The following is a 10,642-nucleotide window of genomic DNA, read 5'->3' on the forward strand; positions in this document are numbered from 1 at the left end:
GACTCTTACTTCTTTTCTGGATTCTCTGTCTCGTCTTCGAACGGTGCGGGACCACCGGGGTCGAGCCCTTTTTCTGTAATGAGCTTCTGGACGTACTCGTCCACCGAGGCGATAGCGTCTTCCGAGAGGTCGTAGCGTGTACGCAGGTAGGTGCTCATACTGGGCAGGTCGGATGGGATAACGTACCCCGCCATTGCGAACAGATCGGAAAGTGGAACTTCGAGCGCAACCCCCAGAGCCTTGAGTGTGTCCAGTGTCGGGGAGATCTTGCCGTGCTCGATTCGCGTGATTCCACCGGCGTCCAGGTTGGCTTTTCTAGCCAGCTCCCGGACACCCAACTTCCGCGCGTTCCGTAAGCTCTTGAGGTATTCGCCGAATTGTTTTTTGGTGTCCTGCGTCGCCATCTCGAAGTCTCCTTTATTTATTTTCCCATTTTACCTCTTCCGTTGCTTAAAATCAGCAATTGTTGACAATTTCGCAACGTAATTCCGTGGATACTTTCCGGAGTTCGAGGGGAAGTGTGACGCTTTCTTATAATGCCCTCCTTTTTTGAAAGCGAGCTGAGATGCAGGCGGCGCCTCAGCTCGCGTTTATGGTCGGCTCATGGCGGATCAGACCCCTCCGTCGATGGGTCCGAGTGGTCGCCGGTGACCAGCTGCCCAAACTCATCGACGGTGACCACCCGGAAGAGCCCCGGCTGTACCCCTGTATCGGCCGACAGCGCGGCCTCCAGGGCCCCACGTCGGGCCGTATCCGGGACAACCCAGGTGACGGCGGGAAACAGGCCGTGTCGGGCCTGGTGGGCGCCCGTGGCCGCGTAGCGCTGGTAGGTCTTGGCCTTGCGGACAACGACCGTGGGGTGCTCGGTGGCGCGGTCGGCCTCGAAGAACCAGTGGTCCTCGAAGTCGCCGCTGGCGGTGACGGCATACAGGTCGGGCTTGAGCCATTCGAGCGTGCCGTGCGGGTTGACGAACGAGCGCCAACACGAAGGTTCTGTCTCGACGTTGAGCACTTCAACGGTGCCCGCGCCGGCGAGTTCGTGAAGCTGGACGGCCAGTTCGGCAACAGCCAACGTGTGCGCCGTGAACGCCAAGGACGGCTCGACGTAGCGCCGCCGCTTCTTCTCTCCGTGCACGGTGCGCAGCAGCCGCTCGCCCGTGGCAGCGAGCTGCCAGACGATCCCCGACGAGCCGCTCCGCACGCCCCCGATGCGCCGAGTGAGCCGCGCCACCAGGCCGTGTGATTCGAGTCGGGTAAGGACGCGCATCGTGGCGCCCGACGCGGCCGTGACGGTGGCATGGCCTCGGGCGAAGTGCAGGCGGCGGATCTGGGCAGTGCCGAGGAGCCGGTGAGCGCGTAGCGATTCCAGGACGGCCAGGTCGCGTTCGGAGAGGCGCAGTAGCAGGCTGGCGACATCGTTCGAGGTCATTGGACGCCTCCCGTCCGAAGCAGATGGCGGCCACCAGGTCCGCCGCCGTGACCCCCGAGTAGGGGGTCAGTCCCATCCCGCAAGGTGGGGCGTGGGGCGGAAGACCTGCGGAAATGGCCGTGTGGCAGCGTCGCGAAACGTCGGGCGAAGACAGGGGCGAAGAGAGGCATCATCGGCGCCTCCGTTTCCGGCCAATTTGGTCGACGGCAGCGGACGAGGTGGTCGTGTCAGGCGCCTGCGACTCGTTGCTGTCGGCTGTGTTCGTGTCGGTCGTCGGCGTGCTCGGATCCGGGGCGTAGTTGGCCCGAGCTGTCGCCCGTACGACCTCCGGGTCGGTGGTGACGGGCGGAGGTGGAAGCGTCTCGACCAGCGCCCAGCCGGATGGCAGACCGTCGGCGACGAGGTTGGCGTATGCGTGGAAGCGTGGCAGTGCCATGAAGTCGTCCGGGGTGAGGTTGCGGGTGAGCTTCGCCATGTCCCGCGCGTCTTCGTACTCGGTGGCGAACACGATCTTGGAGCGGGCGTTCATGTCGACTGCCGTGCGTAGCGCGGATGGAAACTGGCTACGGAACTGCGCTGCCAGGAACCAACCGACCGACAATGATCTTGATACGGCCAGGGCATCGGCGAGTGACACGGGGAGGTTCAAGAACCGTGGGGCCTCGTCGATGTAGACGACGCCGGGGCGCTTGTCGGCAGCTGGCTCGTTGGCGCGTTCTTGGGTGGCCTGCCACAGGTCGGCAATGATGAGGCTGCCGAGCAGCGACGCCGTCCCCGGCCCGATGAGCCCCTCGTTCAGCGGGACGAGCACGATCTTGTTCTCGCGGAAGATGTCGCGTAGTCGGAACTTGCCGGTTCGCTGGTCGAGCATGTGGATCAGGGCCGGACGGAGGAGGAACTGCCGCAGCTTGTTGAGCGGCGGCGCGATGGCCGCCGCTTGCGCCTGCGGCGACTGGGCCTCGTACCAAGACCAAAAGCCAGCGAGACCGACATCGCCGTGTACCCGTCCGACCTGCTGACGTCGGAACTTGGGATCGGTGAGTAGTCGTGGCAGATCGACCAGGGTGGCCGGCCGCTGCGGCGTGCTGGCTCTGGCCAAGGTGCGGAGGCTGGCGGAGAAGATGTCTGCCGAGCGCGGTCCCCAGCCCTCCGCGAAGACGGCCCCGAAGACCGCCAGGACGCCGTCGACCACTACGTCGGGGTCGCGGCCGGTAACGTCCAGTGGATTGAACCCCACCGGGGTTTCGTCGCTGGCGTTCAGCTCGACGACATCGTTTACGCGGTGCTCTGGAATACGCGCGAGGATGTCGTCGATGAGCTGACGCTTGGGGTCGAGTACGGCGACCGGGCGTCCAGCCTCGATGTCCGCAAGGATCAATCGGAGCGCAACGTTAGTCTTACCGGAGCCACTGGGGCCATACGCAACTGCGTGGTAGGTCTGGTCCTTCGCCGAGATACCGAGTTGCCGGTCGTCACCGGGTACGGCGCTCCGTGCAAAGACGCGCGGCCCGGTATGGACGCTGGTGGCGGCGCGGAGGAGCCTGGGGTGCGCAGGCGGCAGGCCCGGAAAGTCACCGTCGCCCAGAGGCCAGCCAAGTAGTCCGACGAGTTCGGATGCACCGAGCGACAGCGGCCAATGCCACGGCGAACGTGCTGAGTTGATGTGCCGGGGGTGCTCACGTACCAGGTCGATGTACACCCCCGGGCTTTGGGCGGTAGAGATGGCGCTGAGCAGACTGCCGACAAATCGGCGGCGCCGGCCGGAATCCGAGCTCGACGCACCCAGCCGGATGGTGGTCGCGAATCCGGCCTGCGACGCACGCTCCTTGAGCCGTGCCCGCGTCTCGGAACTGGCCGGACGCTGACCTTCGGTAAGGAGCTGAAGCAGCGTGACGCTGGGATCGGGAGTACTGGACGGAACGGCCCGCGGAGCATGGCGCGGACCGAGCAGCACCTGCACGATGACCTGTTCGCCCTGCCGGAGTGGCGTCGCAAGGCTGGAGAGCAACGCCCGGGTGGTGGCCTCGTGATCGTCGCCCCGCAGTGGCAGGCCGGTCGGGCGAAGGCGTATCCGTCCGGCTGCCTCTATCGGCGGACGGGGCTGGGATGTGCCGGTGTCTGGTGCGACGAGCAGGCTGCCGGGGATGAGGTCACCGAGCATGCGTCGAAGCGTGTGGACGTCGGTGGTGTGGCAGCCGAGCAGGTGCCGGATGCCACCACGGTCGGCCCGGACTTCGAGCGCAACGCGTGGCGCATCGCGGTCGGAGGCCAACCGAGTCAAGAACCCGGTGACGGCTGCGAGATCGAGTGGGCGGGGCAAGTACAGACCCGAGAACACCAACTCGGCGTGACTACGCATCCAGCTCACCTCTACCTCACCTCCGTGTCAGCAGAGGCGGCCTCTGCTTCCGGCTGACGGGCGGCTTGTTGGGCCTGGGCTTCGCGCTCCGCCTCGGCCATGGCCAGGCCGATGAGTGCCTTTGCGAGCTTGCGTATGTCGGGTGGATCGCGGCGAATCCCACGAACTGAGAAGCGGCGTTCCTCGCGCCCTCTACGCGCCTTGTTGTTCCCCTTTCGTTGTGAAGCCATACGGTCACCTCCTCTCTTTCCGGGTGTTGGTCGAAATCAACACCCCACATATCCACTTATCGTTGATCTTGGTCAACACGTCAATGGAGTTTGTCGATTCCACAACGCATGACCTCTGTGCAGCGGTTACCATCTCGAACGTCTCCACCGCACGACGGCGACAGCAATCCATGCGCACGAAACCAGCACGACGCCGCCAACAATCCACGGCAGTACGGGACGCAGGAACGCGACGGCGAGATTCAGTGCAATCGTGGCTCCGAGCAGCATGAAGCTAACGCGCAGAACCCACGCGGCCGGATTGCCCATTGGGGATCCCCCTTTCTTGTCGCTGCTCATATCGACCGTCCATCCCGGTCGCGGTCGCTGGGGACCGGGAAGCCGGGGAGCGACACGTCGGCGTCGATTTGGTTGCCCCATACGAACCACGGCAGGTTGCTCGACGGGCGACGCCTGGCGAACAGCTCCAGGTACGGGCCAGGCGACAGGCGCTCGATGAGCGGGTACTGCTCCTCGGGCTTGTGCGAGTGATCCTGGACCGGAGCCGTGATCCACGTCGGCTGCGCGCGGAACATGACCGGCGCCTTGCCGCGCGTGGCGAACAGCAGGTGCTCGGTGGCGTTTCGCAGATAGACGCCAAGCCCGAGCCGGAACTTGATCCACGTCAGCGGCGAGCGGACGGTGAAGCCCCAGCTCTCGGCGACGTCGTAGCCGTCGCGCAGTGTGGCGTTGGTGACCCACAACCAGAGGTGGGCGTCGTCCTCGGCCAGCTCGGCGACCGGCATGGCCTTGATGCGATCTAGCGTCATGAGCGGGTAATGCCGCTCCGCGCCTCGCCCGCCCTTTTGCTGGATGTCCCACGGTGGGTCGGCCAGGATGGTACGAAACTTGAGCGGAACGTCTGACGCAGCGGATCCGTTGATGGAGTTTGTCATGTCGTTTCTCCTTTCCGGTTCCAGCACTCTTTGATGGGTAACGTGCCGGAATCTGTTCCTAGTTATGAGGCTGTGGAGTGAGCGGGGAAACCGTCGGTTCGGTCGAATGATCGCCCGAAGATTCGCCCCCGCTGACACTCCATTTCTCTGTTGCTTGGCGCAGGACTGGTGACGATGAATGTGTTGCGGAAATTGCTACGTCACCCGTCGAAGGGGCCAATCACGGGGGTGCTTGAACGTGGCTTCCAGGCCGGTGGGCGACAAGACTTGTGAACAGCGCCCGAGCGACCGCACCCGGCGAATCGCCCCGGTCGATATACGTCACGGTGATGCGCTCGTCGAGCTCTCGTGCCCCCAGGCGGTTGCCGAGCACTACTGCGTGGACGTCGCCGGGGAACGTCGCCAACTCGGCCAGAACGGCGGGTGGATCTGGATCCAGCAACCAGAAGTCCGAAAGCACGACCAAGGTTGCTGCGTGTTCCGGATGCGCCTCGGCGATCTCAACGGCTCGGCGGAGGCTGGGGGTCAGCTCACTCATACCCGCTCCATCCGGCGGAACGTGGAGGCCAGATCGCAGCCTCGCCAATCCACGCCGGTTGATCTGAGTCGGGCGGACTTCACCGCTCGACGGGACGTCGAAGTGCAGTACCGCACCCAGTTCGTGGCGCGCACTACGACGAGCCACTACCGAGAAGGCGTGAGCCACTTCGGCAAACCGATTGGACAGGGGGTCGGTGCCGACCGGGCTGGTCACCGACCCCGAGTTGTCGAAGTCGGCGATGAGGAGGGTTGGACCTACGGCCGGGCGACCAGCGTCACCGAGCAAGTAGTCCGCGCGGCCTGGCCGGGCCGGCGCCCCCGGCATCGGGGCTCCAAGAAGGCGGCTGCTGCGGAGCGCACCCGGAAGCAACGGGCCGATGCGATTCACGCGGCACCACCTCGACGCGTACGCCTCCCGATGACGCCGCCCTGTTCACCGACCGGATAGCCATGCCCGAGCACCTGCGGGTTGCGGCGTTGCACCCTCCAGGACAGCGACTCCACCCGCTTGCCGGCGGCTTGGCCGCGCAGCTGGTACTCGTCGTGAATCGACCGGGCTGCTTCTTCGGATCGTGCCTTGTTCCGAAACGCCGACGACCGGGCCAGCTTGAGGTAGCGGCGCTCAGCCTTCTGGGTGCGCTTCTCCATACCGGCCAGCAAGTCGGCCACCTCGTCGGCAGCCGAGTAGCCCAGCAGCCCCGACCCGATCGCCGTGGCCGCAGCCAGCAATCCGAACGTCAGGCCAGCAGCACTCCCCTCGGTGATGGCACGCAGGTTGAAGATGCCAACCGCGATGAGCGCCACGACGACCAGCGAGAAGAAGCCGATGAGCTTCACGATGCCGACGCCCTTGTCAACGCCCGCGAACAGCCGCCGGTAGCGCTGTTCGTCATCCGTGAGCGTTTCGGGGTTGCGCTGCCGATCCTTGGCCATGCGGATGTACTTCAGCTCAGCACCGACCAGTCCGGCACAGGCAGCGGCCAGGCCGGAAGCGAGCGCCTGACCGAACGCAATGGACGGAAGGTCGCCGTTCATGACAGCCGCCGACCAGACACCCGCCGTGTCGCCAAACCACAGCACCGGCCAGCAGATCCAGTACCGCAGCTTCGCTCCGGGCTCGCGGCGCATATAAGGGGACAGGACCCATGCCGCGTGTTGGTAGTCGGCGCGCGCCTGGCGGACCTCGTCCTCGCGCGCCGACAACAGGAACTCCGCCCCCGCGGCCAGGCGGTCCAAGCCGCGTGCCCGCTCCTGGAACGGACGAGCTATCCGCTCGCCCTCGGCCGGCCAGATCAGTTCCTGCTCGTCGGCAAGCGTGTGGTACTCCTGCTCGGCGTACGTGACGCCGACGCCGGACGGGCGGGTGTGACCGCCGACCTCGTCCAGCCGAGGCAGCGACACCGCGTCGGCCTCCTGCGTCCATGTCTCCAACGGTGCTGCCGTGTCGCGGAAGAGGTTCACGGCGGTCACCGCCCCTCGGGGGCGTAGTCGGTGACCGAAACGCACTTCGCTGCACCAGCCTTGTCGCACAGGGCGTCGTAGTACGCAACCAGGCCCTCGACGACATCCGAACGCGGAGGCTCCCCAGCCACACGCCCCAGACCAGCGACGGTCACCGAAGAGCCGGGCAGCTTCGGCACGCTCGTTTTGCTGGCGAGCTCGGCGGCCTTCTGCTTGCTGACCACGCGCTGCCCGAGCTTTATGCCGACGTTCTGGAAGCCGTCGGTGAACACGTACAGATGAAGGTGGAAGTCGCTCCCGACCTGGTTGGCCCACTCTCCGGCCAGCCGGTACTGGGCCGTGATGTCACTCCCTTTGCCCTTGAGGCCGGCGACCGCGGGCTCGTACGCGTCACGGATCCTGACCATGGCGTCGTCGACTACCGCCGCGACCCGTTTGAGGCGAGCGTTGTCGGTGGCACCGTGGAGCGGGAGCGGCCCGTCGAACAGCGTCGCCGTGGCAGCGCTCGATCCGGCGAAGACGCTCACCCGCATACGTCCGCTACAAATGGCGGTGGTGCGAACGATCTGCTCGACGGCGGCCATCCGCTCCTCCGTAATGGCCGGCGAGTTGCTCGACCCCGTGCCGTCGATCTGAATGTCCGACGCGGGCGGCGCCGAACGGTCGCACGAGGCGAGGATCTGCTTGTCCTGTGCGAATTCGCCGTGCGGCGTCGAGCCTGCGGTGCAGGCGGTCATGACGACCGCGAGAGTGCTAATTCCGATGACTACGAACCGACTTCGCCGCAGCTGCGGCGTCACATTGCTATTGACCATGGTTGGCCTCCTTTTCTCGAAAGCAGTGGTGTGCCGCCGGGCAGGATCCCAACAGGACCCCACCCGGCGGGCTTTACGAACTAGTTGGACGAAAGCGCACTAACACGCTTGGCTTTGTCGCGGCGCATGTTCCTGCGCCGCTTGCGGTGACGCTCCTTCTCCTCGTCGATGTACGGAACTTGCAGGACGTCGACCTCGCTGTATCCGAGGCTCCTGGCAATCCGGGCGAGCTGCGCTATCTGCAGCGCAATCTGAAGGCGCTCGACGCTGCGAATGGTTGGGGTGTAGCGATTTCGAGGCATGGCGAACTCCCTTGCGGTTTGGTGGATGAGGGGCAGAGCGCCGAGTCGTCGACCGTAGAGGCGGTCGACAGACGCGCTCGTGCGGGGATGAGGGGGTCTCACGCGCCGCTAGACCCGACCCCGTTGAGGGGTCCGACGTTGCGGCGCTTCGGGGACCGGTGATCCCCGCTGCATCCACTTTGAAGGGGTTTCGAGCCCCTTGAACAGGTAAAACGGCTGACATCCAGTAACGCGTCATGTCATTCCGAGCCTGATGTCATGACATCCAAGGGCGTGTCAGGTCGTGGACTGCGCTACCTTGCGACCCAGCAGAGGTTGGAGGCGGGAGGGGCGGTCGTGCTCAAGATCATCCATTCGCAAGTGGTCGAGAGCTTGCAAGAGTTGAGGACCGGCAAGGGGCTAACGGAAGAGGGCTTGAAGAAGCATCCTCTCCTTTTTCACTTGTTGAACGTTGAGACCTACTCAGAAGGCGTAAAGAGGCTAGACGACTTCTCGGAACTCATTGACGATAAAAGGGACTGCAAGAAGGCAGTCCGCAACGCCCTAGCGCTTGGGGATGAGTCCGGCGATCTTCTTGGGGTTCGACGCAGAAACATTACAAAAGCCGAACCCGGCGGCCGCGCAAAGATCCAACTCGGCACACGTCAGCTAAATCGAATCGAAGACGAAGGGTTTGAGCAACTAGCGCAAATCATCATTCGGCAGACTAGTTCTCCGCTCGCGCGTGAGGAGGAATCCGCCGCCCCGGAAACCCCTTCGCCGACAATAAGACCAGGGCGCCATAATAATTTTCAGTACTTCGGCAAGCTGGAAATCGGGCTACTCGTGCTCGTCTTGCTTCTTGGCATGTCCGCCAGCGGAGTCCTCATCAGGGAAACGTCACTTGGCGACTCCGTTGTTGATAGAACCCTCACTGAACGGTTCTCTCATCTCGATGCTAAGAAGGACAACAGCGCGCTCACAAGCCTGGCGAAACCGCCCGTTTCCTTGAGCGCTGAGAAAGCCAGCCAGACGTCCGAATCAGGCTGGGGGCCCAATCGCTCCACGTTTACCAACGAGAAGCCAGCACCCTATGCAGCGTTTAACTCGATCACTAATAACCCACTGCACGGCGACGAACGCAACTTCACGCAATGTCGCGACAAGGAATCAGGAACCTGGTCAACCGGACTTCAGGTAGACAACGGTCACGTATACCAGTGCTATATCTGGTTCGAGAATGCAGCAGCCCCAAACATCGCCAAGGACAATCCCTCTGCGTGGCTGCACGACGCACGAGCGCGCATCAGCTTCTCTAGATCCCCCGCTTCACAGAGCACTTCAGTGGTCGGCATCCTTTCTGCCGCCAATTCCCGGACAGTATGGTCGAGTTGCCAGTTCATCAGCAACGAGAAAGTTTCTCTGTCTTACGTCAAGGGCACGGCGGGAATTCAGCGAGTCCCTTACGACGAAGACTTTCGCCCTGCAGGTGACACGATTGCAAATTCTGGCGGGATTCGACTAGGGGGAGAGAAGTTCGACGGTGTGATTCGACAGGATGTCGGGTACGTCCTCTTCGATGTCAAGGCCACGCTTGAATAGCATTGACCAAAAGATCTTGACATGTTATAAATAACATAGGTTGCTGAAATTAGCCAGCAATCACACTCAGGCCTCCTTTTTCGGATGCGGCACCCCGCTTGTCTCTACAACCGGCGGCGTGCCCTATCCGAATCGATTAAAGAGGCACGCATGGCGAATACCGTGGGCGAGTATGGCCCCGACAGCGGGATGTATGCGGACTTCGTACATCAAGGCTTCAAGCCGGGTGCGCACGTCATCTACAAGTTCCATCCCTGCATTTCAGTGGACGATCTCAAGGCGGCGCAGTACGACAGTACATACCACGATCGGAAGCGCCTGGTCTTTGCGATCGGTAGCGCGGGCGGGGTAGCCCTCGTGGTGGACAGCGTCACTGCAATGTTCGTCGATGACGAGCCCGACTACGACCACCCCAACTGGCGAGTGGAATGCGCAGTGGTTGACTCAGATTTTGACGGCCTACCGTCGTCATCAAAGGTCAACCTGTACTTCGTCAGTGTCTACGGTTCCAGCCTGGACGATGGCTACATCCAGCTGATAGCTGATCCTGATCCTGATCCGAACGCAGCTTTCCGCTACACCGAAGAGCCCTAGGCTCACACCACCCCGTACCCCAACGAAGAACACCCCGTGTCCGTTGGTCGGTCGCGGGGTGTTCTTCATTTTGACGGCAATAAATCGACCCGAGGGGTCGATTCTTCTTTGCTTCCGCTCGCAGTGGAATTTACAACATCATCAAATAAGTGTTGACTCTAATCAACACTTCCGTCATAAATAGATAAGGATATGTTGATTCTCGTCAGCACATCTCGTCGGTGACCTGCGGCCTCATGAGCGAACCATCCGGGTTCGCCGGCCGCAATACACCGAGGAGGTGGCTCGCACATGAGCGAGCAGCCGACAGGGAGCGGCCAGCTCCGAACGCTGGCCGTCCGGATCACCGAGGATCTGCGGGCACAACTGGACGTCGTCGCCCAGATCACCGGTCGC

At 63.2% G+C, this 10,642-nt stretch carries 10 protein-coding genes; 2 read left to right on the forward strand and 8 right to left on the reverse strand.

What is annotated here, in order from left to right:
- Positions 1-5: 5 nt before the first annotated feature.
- From KWI83_RS31245 to KWI83_RS31280, 8 genes are all read right to left on the reverse strand, one after another.
- Positions 6-404: a helix-turn-helix domain-containing protein gene (locus KWI83_RS31245; RefSeq protein ID WP_218517735.1), complete on the reverse strand. Its 399-nt coding sequence runs from the start codon at positions 402-404 to the stop codon at positions 6-8.
- A 197-nt stretch (positions 405-601) separates the two neighbouring features.
- Entirely contained in the window at positions 602-1,429 is an 828-nt protein-coding gene (locus tag KWI83_RS31250; protein ID WP_218517736.1) for a replication-relaxation family protein, read from the reverse strand.
- 169 nt (positions 1,430-1,598) lie between these two features.
- Positions 1,599-3,788 carry a type IV secretory system conjugative DNA transfer family protein gene (locus KWI83_RS31255; protein ID WP_256363057.1) on the reverse strand — a complete coding sequence of 730 codons (2,190 nt, stop codon included), beginning with the start codon at positions 3,786-3,788 and terminating at the stop codon, positions 1,599-1,601.
- Positions 3,789-4,353: 565 nt separating this feature from the next.
- Entirely contained in the window at positions 4,354-4,953 is a 600-nt protein-coding gene (locus KWI83_RS31260) for an MT-A70 family methyltransferase (protein WP_218517738.1), read from the reverse strand.
- Between the two features lie 220 nt (positions 4,954-5,173).
- On the reverse strand, positions 5,174-5,491 hold the full coding sequence (locus tag KWI83_RS31265) for a hypothetical protein (protein ID WP_218517739.1): 318 nt from the start codon (positions 5,489-5,491) through the stop codon (positions 5,174-5,176).
- A gap of 386 nt (positions 5,492-5,877) precedes the next feature.
- Positions 5,878-6,963 (reverse strand): hypothetical protein, encoded by a 1,086-nt coding sequence (locus KWI83_RS31270; RefSeq protein WP_218517740.1) that lies wholly within the window; start codon positions 6,961-6,963, stop codon positions 5,878-5,880.
- Complete coding sequence (locus tag KWI83_RS31275) at positions 6,960-7,769, reverse strand: hypothetical protein (RefSeq protein ID WP_218517741.1); 810 nt, start codon at positions 7,767-7,769, stop codon at positions 6,960-6,962. The genes KWI83_RS31270 and KWI83_RS31275 overlap by 4 nt, the downstream gene beginning before the upstream one ends.
- An 80-nt stretch (positions 7,770-7,849) precedes the next feature.
- A complete protein-coding gene (locus KWI83_RS31280; protein ID WP_218517742.1) occupies positions 7,850-8,071 on the reverse strand; it encodes a hypothetical protein in 222 nt (73 codons plus the stop codon).
- A gap of 336 nt (positions 8,072-8,407) precedes the next feature.
- Here KWI83_RS31280 and KWI83_RS31285 point away from each other — a divergent pair, with 336 nt between their 5' ends.
- Together KWI83_RS31285 and KWI83_RS31290 are read left to right on the forward strand one after the other, a co-directional pair.
- On the forward strand, positions 8,408-9,652 hold the full coding sequence (locus KWI83_RS31285; RefSeq protein ID WP_218517743.1) for a hypothetical protein: 1,245 nt from the start codon (positions 8,408-8,410) through the stop codon (positions 9,650-9,652).
- 150 nt (positions 9,653-9,802) lie between these two features.
- Positions 9,803-10,246 (forward strand): hypothetical protein, encoded by a 444-nt coding sequence (locus tag KWI83_RS31290; RefSeq protein WP_218517744.1) that lies wholly within the window; start codon positions 9,803-9,805, stop codon positions 10,244-10,246.
- Positions 10,247-10,642: the final 396 nt, after the last annotated feature.

Origin of the sequence: Streptomyces sp. TRM70350 (assembly GCF_019219825.1) — a bacterium.
Lineage (GTDB): Bacteria > Actinomycetota > Actinomycetes > Streptomycetales > Streptomycetaceae > Streptomyces.

What these genes read in the sequence shown, in the direction of transcription:
- KWI83_RS31255 (WP_256363057.1), bottom strand. Translation starts at nt 3,788, where the DNA reads ATGCGTAGTCACGCCGAGTTGGTGTTCTCGGGTCTGTACTTGCCCCGC.
- KWI83_RS31290 (WP_218517744.1), top strand. Translation starts at nt 9,803, where the DNA reads ATGGCGAATACCGTGGGCGAGTATGGCCCCGACAGCGGGATGTATGCG.
- KWI83_RS31275 (WP_218517741.1), bottom strand. Translation starts at nt 7,769, where the DNA reads ATGGTCAATAGCAATGTGACGCCGCAGCTGCGGCGAAGTCGGTTCGTA.
- KWI83_RS31280 (WP_218517742.1), bottom strand. Translation starts at nt 8,071, where the DNA reads ATGCCTCGAAATCGCTACACCCCAACCATTCGCAGCGTCGAGCGCCTT.
- KWI83_RS31245 (WP_218517735.1), bottom strand. Translation starts at nt 404, where the DNA reads ATGGCGACGCAGGACACCAAAAAACAATTCGGCGAATACCTCAAGAGC.
- KWI83_RS31250 (WP_218517736.1), bottom strand. Translation starts at nt 1,429, where the DNA reads ATGACCTCGAACGATGTCGCCAGCCTGCTACTGCGCCTCTCCGAACGC.
- KWI83_RS31265 (WP_218517739.1), bottom strand. Translation starts at nt 5,491, where the DNA reads ATGAGTGAGCTGACCCCCAGCCTCCGCCGAGCCGTTGAGATCGCCGAG.
- KWI83_RS31260 (WP_218517738.1), bottom strand. Translation starts at nt 4,953, where the DNA reads ATGACAAACTCCATCAACGGATCCGCTGCGTCAGACGTTCCGCTCAAG.